16 protein-coding genes are annotated in these 16,539 nt (G+C 66.0%); 10 read left to right on the top strand and 6 right to left on the bottom strand.

The genetic code is table 11. The annotated features are described in order from the left end of the window. Window positions 1-36: 36 nt before the first annotated feature. Complete coding sequence (locus BTH_RS18165) at window positions 37-606, bottom strand: YqiA/YcfP family alpha/beta fold hydrolase (RefSeq protein WP_009888972.1); 570 nt, start codon at window positions 604-606, stop codon at window positions 37-39. Beyond that, a complete protein-coding gene (mpl, locus tag BTH_RS18160) occupies window positions 603-2,015 on the bottom strand; it encodes a UDP-N-acetylmuramate:L-alanyl-gamma-D-glutamyl-meso-diaminopimelate ligase (RefSeq protein ID WP_011401977.1) in 1,413 nt (470 codons plus the stop codon). Before mpl ends, BTH_RS18165 begins: the two co-directional genes overlap by 4 nt. Before the next feature lie 193 nt (window positions 2,016-2,208). Here mpl and BTH_RS18155 point away from each other — a divergent pair, with 193 nt between their 5' ends. The 10 genes from BTH_RS18155 to BTH_RS18110 all read left to right on the top strand — a co-directional run bounded on the left by BTH_RS18155 (window position 2,209) and on the right by BTH_RS18110 (window position 10,464). After that, complete coding sequence (locus tag BTH_RS18155; protein ID WP_009903923.1) at window positions 2,209-2,865, top strand: hypothetical protein; 657 nt, start codon at window positions 2,209-2,211, stop codon at window positions 2,863-2,865. Then, window positions 2,858-3,418 carry a TlpA family protein disulfide reductase gene (locus tag BTH_RS18150; protein ID WP_009888967.1) on the top strand — a complete coding sequence of 187 codons (561 nt, stop codon included), beginning with the start codon at window positions 2,858-2,860 and terminating at the stop codon, window positions 3,416-3,418. The genes BTH_RS18155 and BTH_RS18150 overlap by 8 nt, the downstream gene beginning before the upstream one ends. A gap of 195 nt (window positions 3,419-3,613) precedes the next feature. Further along, window positions 3,614-4,066 (top strand): type II 3-dehydroquinate dehydratase, encoded by a 453-nt coding sequence (aroQ, locus tag BTH_RS18145; protein ID WP_009888965.1) that lies wholly within the window; start codon window positions 3,614-3,616, stop codon window positions 4,064-4,066. A gap of 66 nt (window positions 4,067-4,132) precedes the next feature. Next, the gene (gene accB / locus BTH_RS18140) at window positions 4,133-4,606 is read left to right on the top strand and encodes an acetyl-CoA carboxylase biotin carboxyl carrier protein (protein ID WP_009888964.1); all 474 of its coding nucleotides are present in this window, start codon (window positions 4,133-4,135) and stop codon (window positions 4,604-4,606) included. Between the two features lie 85 nt (window positions 4,607-4,691). Beyond that, window positions 4,692-6,059, top strand: a complete 1,368-nt coding sequence (gene accC, locus BTH_RS18135) for an acetyl-CoA carboxylase biotin carboxylase subunit (RefSeq protein WP_009888962.1) — start codon at window positions 4,692-4,694, stop codon at window positions 6,057-6,059. Window positions 6,060-6,061: 2 nt separating this feature from the next. Continuing rightward, window positions 6,062-6,964, top strand: a complete 903-nt coding sequence (gene prmA, locus BTH_RS18130) for a 50S ribosomal protein L11 methyltransferase (RefSeq protein WP_009903922.1) — start codon at window positions 6,062-6,064, stop codon at window positions 6,962-6,964. A 47-nt stretch (window positions 6,965-7,011) separates the two neighbouring features. Beyond that, window positions 7,012-8,352, top strand: a complete 1,341-nt coding sequence (locus tag BTH_RS18125) for a DUF3426 domain-containing protein (RefSeq protein WP_011401973.1) — start codon at window positions 7,012-7,014, stop codon at window positions 8,350-8,352. Between the two features lie 67 nt (window positions 8,353-8,419). Next, complete coding sequence (gene tpx, locus BTH_RS18120; protein WP_009888957.1) at window positions 8,420-8,923, top strand: thiol peroxidase; 504 nt, start codon at window positions 8,420-8,422, stop codon at window positions 8,921-8,923. Between the two features lie 105 nt (window positions 8,924-9,028). Then, on the top strand, window positions 9,029-9,967 hold the full coding sequence (locus BTH_RS18115) for a carbohydrate kinase family protein (protein ID WP_009888955.1): 939 nt from the start codon (window positions 9,029-9,031) through the stop codon (window positions 9,965-9,967). Between the two features lie 23 nt (window positions 9,968-9,990). Beyond that, on the top strand, window positions 9,991-10,464 hold the full coding sequence (locus BTH_RS18110) for a glycine zipper 2TM domain-containing protein (protein ID WP_004194406.1): 474 nt from the start codon (window positions 9,991-9,993) through the stop codon (window positions 10,462-10,464). A 247-nt stretch (window positions 10,465-10,711) separates the two neighbouring features. Here the strand turns inward: BTH_RS18110 and BTH_RS18105 are convergent, their stop codons facing one another. From BTH_RS18105 to BTH_RS18095, 4 genes are all read right to left on the bottom strand, one after another. Next, entirely contained in the window at window positions 10,712-11,308 is a 597-nt protein-coding gene (locus BTH_RS18105; RefSeq protein WP_009888946.1) for a histone H1-like DNA-binding protein, read from the bottom strand. A gap of 28 nt (window positions 11,309-11,336) precedes the next feature. Further along, window positions 11,337-11,663 (bottom strand): hypothetical protein, encoded by a 327-nt coding sequence (locus BTH_RS31380; protein ID WP_009903916.1) that lies wholly within the window; start codon window positions 11,661-11,663, stop codon window positions 11,337-11,339. Window positions 11,664-11,741: 78 nt separating this feature from the next. After that, window positions 11,742-12,956, bottom strand: a complete 1,215-nt coding sequence (locus BTH_RS18100; RefSeq protein WP_019255325.1) for a ribonucleotide-diphosphate reductase subunit beta — start codon at window positions 12,954-12,956, stop codon at window positions 11,742-11,744. A 366-nt stretch (window positions 12,957-13,322) separates the two neighbouring features. After that, window positions 13,323-16,310, bottom strand: coding sequence for a ribonucleoside-diphosphate reductase subunit alpha (locus BTH_RS18095; RefSeq protein ID WP_009888943.1), 2,988 nt, complete (start codon window positions 16,308-16,310; stop codon window positions 13,323-13,325). Window positions 16,311-16,539 lie beyond the last annotated feature (229 nt).

The raw sequence follows: 16,539 nt of genomic DNA, 5'->3' as shown, positions 1-16,539 counted from the left end.
GGGTGCCGCGCACCGGATCTCGCATCCGGCGCGCGGCTATCCGGCGTCACAAAATGCGAGAACGTCGTCGATATAGTCGGCAAACTCACTGATCCCGTGATCGCTGCCTTCGATGACGCGGGTTCGCGCGCCCGGATAGCGCGCAAGCATCTCGCGGTAGTCGAGCACCTCGTCGCCCGTCGCCGCGAACAAATAGTAGCGCTCGGGCCGCGAGATCGCCGCGACGTGCAGCGCGTTCAGCTCGTCCAGATGATGCGGCTCGACGACGATCGTGCCGCCGCCGTGCCACAGCGGCTGCTCGCCGAGATGGCGGCGCAGATCCCGCTGCGGCTGCGTCGCGGGATTCAGCAGCACCGCGCGCCAGCCGTGCTGTTCCGCGAGCCATGTCGCGTAATAGCCGCCGAGCGAGCTGCCGATCACGGTGACGCGTTGCGCCGGCGCGCCGGCGACTTCCGCCTCGGCGGCCGCGATCGCGGCGAGCGGCGCGACCGACAGCGCCGGGCAGCGCCATTCGTGCGCACGGCCGAGTTCGTCGAGCCGCGCAGCCAGCGCGCGCGCCTTGAACGACTGCGGCGACGAACGAAAGCCGTGCAGATACAGGATCACATGCTGCCCCGGGCCGGCGCCGCGTCGCCACGCGCAGACAGCGCGTCGAGCAACTTCTGGTGGACGCCGCCGAAGCCGCCGTTGCTCATCACGAGCACGTGGTCGCCCGGCCGCGCCGACACCGTCACGGCCTTCACGAGCGCGTGCAGATCGTCGAAAGCGCGCGCCTTGTCGCCGAGCGGCGCGAGCGCGTCCGGCAGGCTCCAGCCGAGCGCGTCGCGGCCGCTCGGCGCGCCGTAGCCGAATACGAGATCCGCATCGGCGAGGCTCGCCGGCAGCTGCGCCTTCATCACGCCGAGCTTCATCGTGTTCGATCGCGGCTCCAGCACGGCGAGGATGCGAGTATTTTCACGACCGATGCGCGCGCGAAGCCCGGCGATCGTCGTCTCGATCGCGGTCGGGTGATGTGCGAAATCGTCGTAGACAGTCACGCCGTCGACGCTGCCGCGCACTTCCATCCGGCGCTTGACGTTGCGAAACGTCGCGAGCGCCGTGGCCGCCTGCGCGGGCGGCACGCCCACGTGACGCGCGGCCGCGATCGCCGCAAGTGCATTCATCCGGTTGTGTTCGCCTTGCACGTGCCAGTCGACGGCGCCGACGCGCTCGCTGCGCCAGTACACGGCGAAGCGCTCGTCGGCCGGCACGCCGTCCTCCGCGGGCAACGCCTGCCACCCGCCGTCGACGCCGAAGCGCTCGACATCGCTCCAGCAACCGCGCGACAGCACGCGCTCGAGCGCGTCTTCACGGCCGTTCGTCACGAGCCGGCCGACGCTCGGCACCGTGCGCACCAAATGATGAAATTGAGTCTCGATCGCGGCAAGATCTGGAAAGATATCGGCATGATCGAATTCGAGGTTATTCAGGATCGCGGTTCGAGGCCGGTAATGGACGAATTTCGAACGCTTATCGAAGAACGCCGTGTCGTACTCGTCCGCCTCGATCACGAAGAAGCTCGAATCGGTGAGCCGCGCGGACACACCGAAGTTCAGCGGCACACCGCCGATCAGGAAGCCCGGATTCAGGCCGGCGTCTTCGAGAATCCACGCGAGCATCGAACTCGTCGTCGTCTTGCCGTGCGTACCGGCGACAGCGAGCACCCACTTACCTGCAAGCACATGCTCGCCAAGCCATTGCGGTCCGGACACGTAAGGCAACCCTCGATCGAGGATCGCCTCCATCAGCGGGTTGCCGCGCGACACCACGTTGCCGATCACGAACAGATCGGGCTTCAGGTCGATCTGTTCCGCGCCGTAGCCCTCGATCAGCCGGATGCCCTGCGCCTCGAGCTGCGTGCTCATCGGCGGATAGACGCCTGCGTCGCAACCGGTCACCGTATGGCCCGCCGCGCGGGCGAGCACGGCCAGACCACCCATGAAGGTGCCGCAGATGCCGAGAATGTGGATATGCATAGAGCTTCGCGCCGCATGGGCGTAGTCGAATCGGAGACCGGCCGCGCATTGCGCCGGTTGCCGGAAAAACATGCGCGACGCGGCGCGCGCGACGCCGCGCAAAGGGAGCTATTGTAACTGAGGCCCCCGACGCGAACGACGGTTGACGCAACCGCCAGGTCGCCCGGCACCGATCTAGTATGATTGCCGGATCATGTCTCGCAAAACCCTACTCGACCCGCGACGCGTGCGCGACGAAATCGCGCTCGCCGCGGCACGCCTGATCGCGGAAGACGGCCTCGACTACGCCGCCGCGAAGCGCAAGGCAGCGCGCCAAGTGCTCGGCGACAACCGAATTGCCGGAGAATGGCTGCCGGATAACGACCAGATCGAGGAAGAACTGCATGAATACCTCGCGCTGTTTCAGGGCGACACGCAGCCGGCCGAACTGCGGCGGCTTCGGGTCATCGCGCTCGCGTGGATGGAACGGCTCGCGCCGTTCCATCCGTATATTGCGGGCGCGGTGCTGAACGGCACCGCGAACGCGCATTCCGACATTCATCTGCAGACCTTCTGCGATAACCAGAAGGATGTCGCGATCTATCTGCTGAACCAGAACATCCAGTACGACGTCTCCGAAACGCGCCATTTCGCGGGACGCGGCGACGTCGAGACGCTCAGCTTCCTGTGGCGCGAAGCGCGCGGCGCGGAACCCGCCGGCATCCATGTTGCACTGTATACAAGCGACGACCTGCGCGGCGCCGTGAAGGCGGACGCCCGCGGGCGTCTGTCGCGGGCCGATGCGCAAGCGCTGCGTGCACTCGTCGACGCGTCGCCATCCTCACCAACCGAATCTCGAACCGATGAATAGCAAAGGAATTTTCGCAGGCATCGTGATCGCGGCCGCCGCGATCGCCGGCGGCCTCGCCGCCGGCCATTGGGTACGCGGCAACGCGGCGGGCAGCACGCCTGCCGGCGCACCGGCAAGCGCGCCCGCCGCGAGCAGCGCGGTCGACACGCTCTGGGCCGCGTCGTATCCGGATGTCGACGGCAAGCCGCAGCGGCTCGCGGCATTCAAGGGCCAGAAGCTCGTCGTCAATTTCTGGGCGTCGTGGTGCGGCCCCTGCGTCGAGGAGATGCCCGAGCTCGTGCGGCTTTCGCGCGAATACGAGAAGAAAGGCGTGCGTTTCATCGGAATCGGCGTCGATTCCGAGCAGAATGTGAAGAACTTCCTGAAGAAGGTGCCGGTCGATTATCCGATCGTCATTAGCGGCTACGGAGGCGCTGATCTAGCCCGGAATTTTGGCAATACCGCCGGCGCACTGCCTTTTACCGTCGTCATCGACGAAACCGGCAAGGTTCGCGAGACAAAATTGGGGCAAATTCATCCGGACGAACTGAAACGCACGCTCGATACGCTCTGATCGAGCCTGGCCGGCTGCCGGCCGTTGGCGGAATTTAAAATCCGGTTAGCGCCACTTTGCGTGAAGTTGACGGATTCTGGCTGCACCAACGTGCCGACGAGCGCTCGCCGGGCCCCTTATCCATTCGGCAAAACTAGACAAATTTCTCTAATTGGCGATAAAGTTCGCGCAATTCCGCAGAAAAAGAAGCGACCTATGACACGATTGCTGGTGCTGCACGGCCCTAACCTGAACCTTCTCGGCACCCGGGAACCGGAGGTGTACGGTCGCGTGACGCTCGAGCAGATCGATCAGGCGCTGGCCGCGCGGGCGCAGGAGGCAGGTGCCGAGCTGGAGTCGTTCCAAAGCAACCATGAGGGCGCGCTCGTCGATCGCGTCCAGGCAGCGAGAAGCGACGGCACCGAGTTCATCCTGATCAATCCGGCCGCGTATACGCACACGAGCGTCGCGATCCGGGATGCGCTCGCGGGGGTCGGGATTCCGTTCGTCGAGATTCATCTGTCGAACGTGCACCGGCGCGAGCCGTTCAGGCATCACTCCTATTTCTCCGATCAGGCCGAAGGCGTGATCTGCGGCCTCGGCTGGAAAGGCTATCTGTACGCGCTCGAATACGCGCTCGACAAGCTGCAAGGCGCGTCGCGCGGCTGATTTTCAAGAACTCGATTCAGCGCCGGTCCCGAACCGGCGTTTCACGTATTGAAAGGGGAACTCCCGATGGACCTTCGCAAGCTGAAAACTCTGATCGACCTCGTCTCCGAATCCGGCATCTCCGAGCTGGAAGTCACCGAAGGCGAAGGCAAGGTGCGCATCGTCAAGAACGCGCCGCCGGTCTATGTGCAGCCGTCGGCCGGCTTCGCGCCGCAGGTGAGCGCCCCCGCCCCTGTACTGACGGTGCCGACCGAAGGCGCAGGCGCTGCGGCGCCTGCAGCGGCGCCCGCGGCCGCCGCGCCGCAGGGCCACGTCGTGACGTCGCCGATGGTCGGCACGTTCTACCGCGCGCCGTCGCCGGGCGCCGATCCGTTCGTCCAGGTCGGCGACACGGTCAAGGAAGGCCAGACGCTTTGCATCATCGAAGCGATGAAGCTGCTGAACGAAATCGAATCGGACAAGGCCGGCGTCATCAAGGAAATCCTCGTCGAGAACGGCCAGGCCGTCGAATACGGCCAGCCGCTTTTCGTGATCGGCTAAGACCCGCCGCGCGGCGCGCCCGCCAGCGACGCCGCTCCTCTCAAGGCGCGCGCTCGCGCGCCCATCGAAGAGACGAATACTCGCTATGTTTGAAAAAATCCTCATTGCCAACCGCGGGGAAATCGCGCTGCGCATTCAGCGCGCGTGCCGTGAGCTCGGCGTCAAGACGGTGGTCGTCTATTCCGAGGCCGACAAGGAAGCCAAGTACGTGAAGTTAGCCGACGAAGCGGTCTGTATCGGCCCCGCTCCGTCGAATCTGAGCTATCTAAACATGCCGGCCCTGATCAGCGCGGCCGAAGTCACCGACGCCGAGGCGATCCACCCGGGCTACGGCTTCCTGTCGGAAAACGCCGATTTCGCCGAGCGTGTCGAGCAGTCGGGCTTCACGTTCATCGGTCCGCGCCCGGACACGATCCGCATGATGGGCGACAAAGTCACCGCGAAGCAGACGATGATCCGCACCGGCGTGCCCTGCGTGCCGGGCTCGGACGGCGCGTTGCCGGATGATCCGAAGGAGATCGTGAAAATTGCGCGCTCGGTCGGCTATCCGGTGATCATCAAGGCGGCGGGCGGCGGCGGCGGACGCGGGATGCGCGTCGTCCACACCGAAGCGGCGCTCGTGAACGCGGTCAACATGACGCGCGAGGAAGCGGGCCGCGCGTTCGGCAATCCGCAGGTCTATATGGAGAAGTTCCTCGAAAATCCGCGCCACATCGAGATCCAGGTGCTCTCCGATTCGCACAAGAACGCGGTCTGGCTCGGCGAGCGCGACTGCTCGATGCAGCGCCGTCACCAGAAGGTGATCGAGGAAGCGCCCGCGCCCGGCATCGCACGCCGCCTGATCGACCGGATCGGCGACCGCTGCGCGGACGCGTGCAAGAAGATGGGCTACCTCGGCGCGGGCACGTTCGAGTTCCTGTACGAGAACAACGAGTTCTACTTCATCGAGATGAACACGCGCGTGCAGGTCGAGCATCCGGTGACGGAGCTGATCACGGGCGTCGACATCGTCCAGGAACAGATCAAGATCGCCGCGGGCGAGAAGCTGTCGTTCCGCCAGCGCGACATCCAGTTCCGCGGCCACGCGATCGAATGCCGGATCAACGCCGAAGATCCGTTCAAGTTCACGCCGTCGCCGGGCCGGATCACGTCTTGGCACACGCCGGGCGGCCCGGGCATCCGCGTCGATTCGCACGCGTACAATGGCTACTTCGTCCCGCCCAACTACGATTCGATGATCGGCAAGCTGATCGCCTACGGCGCGACGCGCGAGCAGGCGATCAACCGGATGCGCATCGCGCTGTCGGAAATGGTGGTCGAAGGCATCCTGACCAACATCCCGCTGCATCGCGAGCTGATGCTCGACTCGAAGTTCGTCGAAGGCGGCCCGAGCATCCACTATCTCGAGAACCGGCTCGCGCAGAAGCTGCAGGCCGCGCCGGAAGAAGCGTAATCATGAGCTATCGGGAACTCGTCGCCGAGTTGCCCCGCGAGCACGCGGAGGCGCTGTCCGACGCGCTCGTCGAGCTGGGCGCGCTGTCGGTGTCCGTCGAGGATGCCGATGCCGACACGCCGGACGAGCAGCCGCTCTTCGGCGAACCTGGTCTCGTGCCCGAGCGCACGGCGTGGCAGCACTCGCGCGTGATCGCGCTCGTCGACGCCGCGCAGGACCCGGCGGTGCTGCTCGCCGCCGCCGCGAACGAAGCCGGCCTCGCCGAGACGCCGCGCTTCGAGTTGCGCGAAGTCGAAGAGCAGGACTGGGTGCGGCTCACGCAATCGCAATTCGACCCGATCCACATCGGCGAGAAGATCTGGGTCGTGCCGTCGTGGCACGACGCGCCGGAGCCCGATGCGCTCGTGCTTGAGCTCGATCCGGGCCTAGCGTTCGGCACGGGCAGCCACCCGACGACGCGCCTGTGCATGGAATGGCTCGAGCAGACGGTTCAGCCCGGCCAGACGGTGCTCGATTACGGCTGCGGCTCGGGCATTCTGGCGATCCTTGCAAAGAAGTGCGGCGCGGGCAACGTGACCGGCATCGACATCGATCCGCAAGCGGTCGAAGCGGCGCGCCAGAACAGCGAGCGCAATCGCGCGGACGTCACGTACGGCCTGCCCGACGACTGCCCCGCAGGCGAATTCGACATCGTCGTCGCGAACATCCTGTCGAATCCGCTGAAGCTGATGGCGTCGATGCTTACGTCGAAGGTGAAGCCGGGCGGGCGCATCGCGTTGTCGGGCGTGCTTGCGCGGCAGGCGGACGAAGTCGCGAGCGTCTACGCCCGCTATGTCGACATTGCCGTCTGGCGCGAACACGAAGGTTGGGTATGCCTCGCCGGAACGCGGCGGGAAAGCCATTAGAATAAGCGCTGTCCTTCACTCAGGCCCCGCTGGCTGCCCGGCTGACCATGCTCCTCGCGACGCGCTGCCCTCACTGTGAAACCGTCTTCCGCCTGCAACGGGAACAGCTTGCGCTGCACGACGGTCTCGTGCGCTGCGGCCATTGCCGGCAAGTGTTCGACGCGGCGCGCGCGCTCGTGCCCGCCGAACCGGAAGCGGCCGCTGCGCAAGCAGCGCCGCATGCGCCGGAGCAGCAGCCGGCGCCGCCCCGGCGCCTGTTCGACGCGACCTCTCCCGATCGCCGTCCGCTCGAAGCCGGTCATCGCGATTTCGCACCGGGCGCCTGGGACATGTGGGCGCCCTGGCTCGACGGCGCGGTCGATCCGAAACTGCAGATGACGAGCACGAGCGTCAGCACCGCCTCCGACGGCGCGGTCGCGACATCCGCCGCCGCGGACGAAGCGCGCAACGCCGAATCCGATGCGCCCACGCAGCAAGCGCGCAAAGCGTCCGATACGCAAGCCGCACTTGCGCCTCGGCCCGGCGAGCGCACGACACACGCGTCGCCCGAAACCGGCACCGGTGCGCACGCCGCCCGAACGTCCGAAGCCGATCCGCCCGCCGCCGGCGCGCGTGAATTTCCTCCGCCGCCGCCCCCGACGCTCGATCTCGATCGAAGCGCCACCGCGAAGCGCGAGCCCGACGCCGCGCGCGCGTCCGCCCCGCCGCCCCGCGACGCGGTCGAACCCGTGCTCGCATCGCCCGCGGACGCAGCAGCGGCGCTTGACCGCGCCCTCCATGATCACGAGCCGCACTTCGGCGCGGCGGCGCCGTCCCGAGCGAGCGCCGAACCGTTCGCCGCGGCGCCCGACGCCGACAACCGAGAGCATTTCGCGATGACCCGCGAAACGCGGACGAACGCCGCACGCGGCGGCTTCGCGCGCGCGCTCGGCGTGAGCATCGCATTCGCGCTCGCTGCGCTGCTCGCCGCGCAGCTTGCGTGGTGGCAGCGCGAAACGATCACGATCTACTGGCCGTCGACCGAGCCGCTCTTCAAGCAGGCGTGCGCGACGCTCGGCTGCACGGTCACGCCGCCGCGCGCGATCGACGGCCTGCGGCTCGACGCGTCCGACCTGCGCCAGCTCGACGGTCCGCGCCTTCTCGAGCTGAAGGTGCCGCTCACGAACCGCTACCGCGTCGCGCTCGCCTATCCGTCGATCGAGCTCACGCTGCTCGACGAAGCGAACAACATCACCGCGCGCCGCGTGCTCGCGCCGCGCGATTACGTGCGTCCCGGCACGCGCGTCGAAGCGGGCATGCCCGCCGGCGCGACCCAGACGATGATCGTGCGGATCGATACGGACGGCGTCGCCGCGTCGAACTTCCGCGTCCAGATCTTTTATCCGTAACGCGCCGCGACGCGGCGCGCGGCCTCAACCCGTGCGCCGCATCGGCGCACACACTTGGAGCACGAACATGAGCAAAGTCACGCTGGGTGGCAACCCGATCGACATCGCCGGCACGTTCCCGACGGTCGGCTCGCAGGCCCCCGACTTCAAGCTGGTCGGCAAGGACCTCGCCGACGTGTCGCTCGCGACCTTCGCGGGCAAGCGCAAGGTGCTGAACATCGTCCCGAGCCTCGACACGCCGACCTGCGCGACGTCGACCCGCAAGTTCAACGAAGCGGCGAGCAAGCTCGACAACACGGTCGTCGTCGTCGTGTCGGCGGACCTGCCGTTCGCCGCAACCCGCTTCTGCACGACAGAGGGCCTCGCGAACGTCGTCACCGCATCGACGTTCCGCGGCGGCCGCGCGTTCGCCGACGCGTACGGCGTGAACGTGACGAGCGGCCCGCTCGACGGCCTGACCGCACGCGCGGTCGTCGTGATCGACGAGAACAATAAGGTGACGCACACCGAGCTCGTCGGCGAGATCAAGAACGAGCCGAACTACGACGCCGCGCTCGCCGCACTGAAATAAGCCGCACCGAACGGCCACGGCGCGCCGCGCCCGCCTGACTGCCCGCGCGGCGGGCGAAAGACGCGACGCGGCCGCCCTCCCACCCTCTCTACAGGAACGCACACCTTGGCTACGCTGATTTGCGGTTCGATCGCCTACGACAACATCATGACCTTCGAAGGGCGCTTTCGCGAGCACATCCTGCCCGACCAGGTGCACCTCATCAATCTGAGCTTCCTCGTGCCGACGATGCGTCGCGAATTCGGCGGCTGCGCGGGCAACATCGCGTACGCACTGAATCTGCTTGGCGGCGACGCGCGGATGATGGGCACGCTCGGCGCGGTCGATGCGCAACCGTACCTCGATCGCATGGATGCGCTCGGCCTGTCGCGCGAGTACGTGCGCGTGCTGCCCGACACGTATTCGGCGCAGGCGATGATCACGACCGATCTCGACAACAACCAGATCACCGCCTTCCACCCGGGCGCGATGATGCAGTCGCACGTGAATCACGCCGGCGAGGCGAAGGACATCAAGCTCGCGATCGTCGGCCCGGACGGCTTCCAGGGGATGGTCCAGCACACCGAGGAGCTCGCACAGGCGGGCGTGCCGTTCATCTTCGATCCGGGCCAGGGCTTGCCGCTCTTCGACGGCGCCACCTTGCGCCGCAGCATTGAACTTGCGACTTACATTGCTGTCAACGACTACGAAGCGAAGCTGGTGTGCGACAAGACGGGCTGGTCCGAAGACGAAATCGCCAGCCGAGTTCAGGCGCTCATCATCACGCGCGGCGAGCACGGCGCGACGATCCGTCACCGCGACGGCACCGAGCAGATTCCGGCCGTTCGTGCGGAACGGGTCATCGATCCGACCGGCTGCGGCGACGCGTTCCGCGGCGGCTTGCTGTATGGGATCGAGCACGGCTTCGACTGGGCGACGGCCGGGCGCCTCGCGAGCCTGATGGGCGCACTGAAGATCGCGCACCAGGGTCCGCAAACGTACGCGCCGACCCGCGCGGAAATCGATGCGCGCTTCGAGACCGCGTTCGGCTATCGTCCGAAGTGAATCTTGTTTGGAGAAGATGAAACATGTTGACCAGGAAAACCCTCACGCTCGCCGCGATGCTGACCGCGACGGTGACGCTCGCAGGCTGCTTCACGCCGCCGGGTTCCGCCGACGTTTATAGCGTCGGCCAGGCGCAGCGCGAACAGACCGTGCGGATGGGCACGGTCGAAAGCGTCCGCGCGGTTCGGATTCAGGGCGACGGCGGCGGCAGCGCGCTCGGCACGCTCGGCGGCGGCGCGCTCGGCGCGGTCGCTGGCAGCGCGATCGGCGGTGGACGCGGCTCGGTGCTGACCGCGATCGCGGGCGGTATCGCCGGCGCGGTGGCCGGCAACGCGGTCGGCCAGGGCCTCAGCTCGGCGAACGGCGTCGAAATCACCGTGCGTCTCGACAACGGCGATCTGCGCTCGATCACGCAAGCGGCAACGCCCGAAGTGTTCCGCGCGGGCGAACGCGTGCGACTGCTGTCGAGCGGCGGCGTGACTCGCGTCACGCACTGATCGGTCGCGGCGCGAGCGGCCGCGTCCGGCGCGCCGACACATGACGCGGCGCGTGCCGCGCGAACGAAAACGCATGCGCACGAATGCGCATGCGTTTTTTTGTGTGCGCCCCTGGGCGCGCGCAGCGCGCGGCGGCCTGCCGCCATGAAAAAATCCCGCCACCGGCAAACCGATGACGGGATCTCGATCGAGTAGGACTACTCGATTCAGGACACGACGAGGGTGTCCGACTGTGCGCAGCGAGTCGTTACGGACGGCTGCCGGTCGGGAACGGCCATGCCGCTGCCGGGTTGAGCGCGGTCTTCACGCCCGATGCCGGAGCAACCGATGCCGTCGACGCCGTCGTAGCCGGCGCAGCCTTCTTCACGACAGCCTTCTTCGGCGCAGCCTTCTTCGCGGCAGCCTTCTTCGCGGGCGCGGCCTTCTTGGCTGCAGCCTTCTTCGCGGGCGCAGCCTTCTTGGCGGCAGCCTTCTTCGCCGGCGCGGCCTTCTTCGCCGCGACCTTCTTCACGGCGACTTTCTTCGCGGCAGCCTTCTTCGCCGGCGCCTTCTTCGCTGCAACCTTCTTCGCTGCAACCTTCTTCGCCGCGACCTTCTTCGCCGCGACCTTCTTCACGGCGACTTTCTTCGCAGCAACCTTCTTCGCCGGCGCCTTCTTCGCTGCAACCTTCTTCGCTGCAACCTTCTTCGCCGGGGCTGCCTTCTTCGCCGCAACCTTCTTCACGGCGACCTTCTTCGCAGCAACCTTCTTCACCGCTGCCTTCTTCGCCGGTGCAGCCTTCTTAGCAGCGACCTTCTTCACGGCAGCCTTCTTGGCCGCCGGTTTCTTCTTGGCAAGTGCCATCATTTTCTCCTTCAGGTTCAGATGAGAGTCAGTTCAAACTACACCCTTCGTCAAAACCCGCTTCCCGCGGACGTTTTTCAGGACGTGCGCTGCGAAGCGGGCTATTCATCGGCGTACGCGGATGACGCTTGCTTACGCTAATGAATACGGTATGGCGCGCCGTGCCTCTTGGCACCGCGCGCCAAATCAAGTCGGCAGCCGGCGCGCCCTGCGCCGCCGCCCCTAATCGCTTGATCGAGCCGGCGGCCGCTCGGCCGCCCGCCTTTTCCGGAGGGAAGTTTGCCCATCCCACTGAAGGGTTCGCAAAGTGCCTGTCGTGTACTTGGGCCATTGAGGCGCCGGACATGCTTTGCATCAGGCGTGCTTGCTCCTAAACCTTGTGCCGGGCACGGTGCCCGGCATCCACATCGTTACTCGTCGGCTGCGCGTCGGGTCATTCCCACGACAGCGCACCGCCCGTCTGATACTCGATCACCCGCGTCTCGAAGAAGTTTCGCTCCTTCTTCAAGTCGATCATCTCGCTCATCCACGGGAACGGGTTTTCCTCGTTCGGGAACAGCGGATCGAGGCCGATCTGCTGGCAGCGGCGGTTGCTGATGAAGCGCAGGTAGCTCTTGAACATCGATGCGTTCAGGCCCAGCACGCCGCGCGGCATCGTATCTTCCGCGTAGCGGTACTCGAGATCGACGGCGTGCTTGAACAGCTCGCGGATCTCGGCGCGGAACTCCGCCGTCCACAGGTGCGGGTTCTCGAGCTTGATCTGGTTGATCAGGTCGATCCCGAAGTTGCAGTGCATCGATTCGTCGCGGAGGATGTACTGGTATTGCTCCGCCGCGCCCGTCATCTTGTTCTGACGGCCGAGCGCGAGAATCTGCGTGAAGCCGACGTAGAAGAACAGGCCTTCCATGATGCACGCGAACACGATCAGCGACTTCAGCAGCTTCTGATCGGCTTCCAGCGTGCCCGTCTTGAAGGCCGGATCGGTCAGCGTATGGATGAACGGAATCAGAAACTCGTCCTTCGCGCGGATCGACGGCACCTCGTGGTACGCGTTGAAGATCTCGCCTTCGTCGAGGCCGAGCGATTCGACAATATATTGGTACGCGTGCGTGTGGATCGCCTCTTCGAACGCCTGGCGCAGCAGGAACTGCCGGCACTCCGGCGCGGTGATGTGGCGGTACGTGCCGAGCACGATGTTGTTTGCCGCGAGCGAATCGGCCGTCACGAAGAAGCCGAGGTTGCGCTTGACGATCCGGCGCTCGTCTTCCGTCAGGCCGTTCGGGTCCTTCCAGAGCGCGATGTCGCGGGACATGTTGATTTCCTGCGGCATCCAGTGATTCGCGCAACCGGCCAGGTACTTCTCCCACGCCCACTTGTACTTGAACGGCACGAGCTGGTTGACGTCGGTCTGGCCGTTGATGATGCGCTTGTCGGCGACATTGACCCGCGCTTCCGAAGCGACGGCGGCCGACGCATTCGGCGCCACGGCGAAGTCTCCCGCGAAGATGTCGCGGGCCGACGAAGCTTGATGAGCGGCAGGCACCGCAGCCTGCAATCCGACAGCCATTCCTGCGGGGTCGCGCATCGCGTTGTGCTGCGCTCCGCTCGCGGGAGTTACGGCAGTCTTCTCGTCATCCCAGTTGAGCATAAATTCTCACCATCAATTTAGATCGGTTTGTACCATCTTTTCCTGAGCGATAAAAGGGTTCGCTCACGAAAAATCCTTTTTTCGATTCGCGTTGCGACCTCGATACAACACTTTGAGCAACGCATCGTCGTTCATGCGGAGCGCGACGTGCGCCGCGCGTGATTCGCGAGGTGCGCTCGACGCATCGAACGCGGATCGAAACGCGACGTCGTCGGGGATGTTTCGATCACTCTCGCCGCTGCCTGCAACGCGCGTGCTGCGTTACAGATTCCTTATCATTTTTTTAGTAGAGAGCGGCGCGCACTTCAACCTTTATCGGTCTTCGTCGCACGCCGCTCGCACACATCTCGCGCTACGCGCGCCGCATCACTGGCACGCTTCGCACTCTTCGAAGCCCGGATCGCCCGGACGCATCGTGCACACCGGACCGTCCGCCTCGATCGGCGCCGCGTTCATCGCGCCCGACGGCGCATCGCCGCCCGTTGCGCCGAAGCCGCCCGCCGCGCCCTGCGCGCCGCCCGCCGCCCCGCCGCTCGTGCCGCCCGAAGTCGGCACCGCGTTCAGCGCGCCGTGCGCGACCGTCGATTTCTCGACGTGCGTCGCCGCCATCGTGCGCAGGTAGTACGTCGTCTTCAGGCCGCGCAGCCAAGCGAGCTTGTAGACCTCGTCGAGCTTCTTGCCCGACGCGCCCGCCATGTAGATGTTCAACGACTGCGCCTGGTCGATCCACTTCTGGCGGCGCGACGCCGCCTCGACGAGCCACTTCGGATCGACTTCGAACGCGGTCGCGTAGATCGCGCGCAGATCGGCCGGGATGCGGTCGATGCGCGACAGCATGCCGTCGAAGTACTTCAGGTCGGCGACCATCACCTCATCCCACAGGCCGCGCTCCTTCAGGTCGCGCACGAGATACTCGTTGACGACCGTGAACTCGCCCGACAGGTTCGACTTCACGTACAGGTTCTGGAAGGTCGGCTCGATGCACGCCGACACGCCGATGATGTTCGAGATCGTCGCCGTCGGCGCGATCGCGACGCAGTTCGAGTTGCGCATGCCGAACGAGTCGATCCGCGCGCGCAGCGCCGGCCAGTCGAGCGTCGCGCTCGTGTCGACTTCGACGTAGCCGCCGCGGGCTTCCGTCAGCAGCTTCAGCGTGTCCTGCGGGAGGATGCCGCGATCCCACAGCGAGCCGCGGTAGCTCGAGTAGCGGCCGCGCTCCTCGGCGAGCTCGGTCGACGCCCAGTACGCGTAGTAGCAGACCGCTTCCATCGAGCGATCGGCGAACTCGACCGCCTCGTCGGAAGCATACGGCGTGCGCAGCAGGTGCAGGCAGTCCTGGAAACCCATGATGCCGAGGCCGACCGGGCGGTGCTTCAGGTTCGAGTTGCGCGCCTTCGCGACCGCGTAATAGTTGATGTCGATGACGTTGTCGAGCATGCGCATCGCGACGCTGACCGTGCGCTTGAGCTTCTCCTCGTCGAGCGCGTAGCTGCCGTCGGCCTGCTTCGCGAGGTGCGCGACGAGGTTCACCGAGCCGAGGTTGCAGACGGCGATTTCGGTGTCGCTCGTGTTCAGCGTGATTTCCGTGCACAGGTTCGACGAATGGACGACGCCGACGTGCTGCTGCGGCGAGCGCACGTTGCACGGATCCTTGAACGTGATCCACGGGTGGCCCGTCTCGAACAGCATCCCGAGCATCTTGCGCCAGAGCTGCTGCGCCGGAATCTTCTTGTAGAGCTTGATCTCGCCGCGCGCGACCTTCTCTTCATAGCCGACGTAGGCCGCCTCGAACTCCGCGCCGAACTTGTCGTGCAGGTCCGGGCAGGTCGACGGCGAGAACAGCGTCCAGTCGGCGCCTTCCATCACGCGCTTCATGAACAGGTCGGGAATCCAGTTCGCCGTGTTCATGTCGTGCGTGCGGCGGCGGTCGTCGCCCGTGTTCTTGCGCAGCTCGAGGAATTCCTCGATGTCGAGGTGCCACGATTCCAGGTACGCGCACACCGCGCCCTTGCGCTTGCCGCCCTGGTTCACCGCGACGGCCGTGTCGTTGACGACCTTCAGGAACGGAACCACGCCTTGCGACTTGCCGTTCGTGCCCTTGATATGCGAGCCGAGCGCACGCACGCGGGTCCAGTCGTTGCCGAGGCCGCCCGCGAATTTCGACAGCAGCGCGTTGTCCTTCAGCGCCTCGTAGATGCCGTCGAGATCGTCCGCGACCGTCGTCAGGTAGCACGACGACAGCTGCGAGCGGCGCGTGCCCGAGTTGAACAGCGTCGGCGTCGAGCTCATGAAGTCGAAGCTCGACAGCACGTTGTAAAACTCGATCGCGCGCGCCTCGCGGTCGATCTCGTTCAACGCGAGGCCCATCGCGACGCGCATGAAGAACGCCTGCGGCATTTCGATGCGGGTGCCGTCGACGTGCAGGAAGTAGCGGTCGTACAGCGTCTGCAGGCCGAGGTAGCCGAACTGCAGGTCGCGGCTCGCGTCGAGCGCGTCGCCCAGGCGCTTCAGGTCGAACTGCAGCAGCTTGTCGTCGAGCAGTTCGGCTTCGACGCCGCGCTTCAGGAACTGCGGGAAGTACTCGGCGTAGCGCGTCGACATTTCCGCCTGCGTCACCTCCTCGCCGAGGATCTCGCGGCGAATCGTGTGCAGCAGGATGCGCGCCGTGACCTGGCTGTACGCCGGGTCCTTCTCGATCATCGTGCGCGCGGCGAGAATCGCCGAGTCGTAGACCTGCGTCATCGGCACGCCGTCGTACAGGTTCTTGACCGTTTCAGCGACGATCGGCTCGGGACTCACCGCGTCGCCCAGGCCTTCGCACGCCGACACGATCAGCGCGCGCAGCGCGTTCAGGTCGAGCGCGCGCATGACGCCGTTGTCCGTCACGTTGATGCTGCCGCCCGTCGGCGATTCGACGGCCGCCGCCTCGCCCGCGTGGACGCGCTCGAGGTGACGCTTCTCGCGATACAGCACGTACGCGCGCGCGACGTTGTGCTCGCCGCCGCGCATCAGCGCGAGCTCGACCTGATCCTGAATGTCTTCAATATGGAACGTGCCGCCGTTCGGACGGCTGCGCACGAGCGCGCGCACGACGGTTTGCGTCAGTTGCTCGACGAGCTCGCGCACGCGTGCCGACGCCGCGCCCTGGCCGCCGTTGACGGCAAGGAACGCCTTCGTCACCGCGATCGCGATCTTCGACGGTTCGAACGACACCACGCTGCCGTTGCGGCGAATCACCTTGTAGTCGGCGTACGTCGCCTGCGACGCAAGTGCCGGCGCGCCTTGTGCGCCCCCGGCGAGAGGGCGATTCGCCGCGCTCTCGAATTGGGACGTCGCGTTGTCGGTGGTTTGCATGGGCAAAACTCCTGGTGTTGGGTGATGCGGCAAGGAACCGCGGATTAAAACGAACGGTGCGCCACAAGGTGCGCGGACGGTAAGACGCGGAAGAAGCGGCGGCGGCACCGGTCGGGCCCGCGCGATACGCTCGATTCGACATTGGCCTTCATCATGCGTACGCGCCCCTGGCTGCACTTTTCCACGCGGGTCGCAGCGCGCCGGACCGCCGGCCGGATGCGCCGCTCTG

It is taken from the genome of Burkholderia thailandensis E264 (assembly GCF_000012365.1).
Lineage (GTDB): Bacteria > Pseudomonadota > Gammaproteobacteria > Burkholderiales > Burkholderiaceae > Burkholderia > Burkholderia thailandensis.
This window is presented reverse-complemented; position numbering and strand designations above follow the sequence as displayed.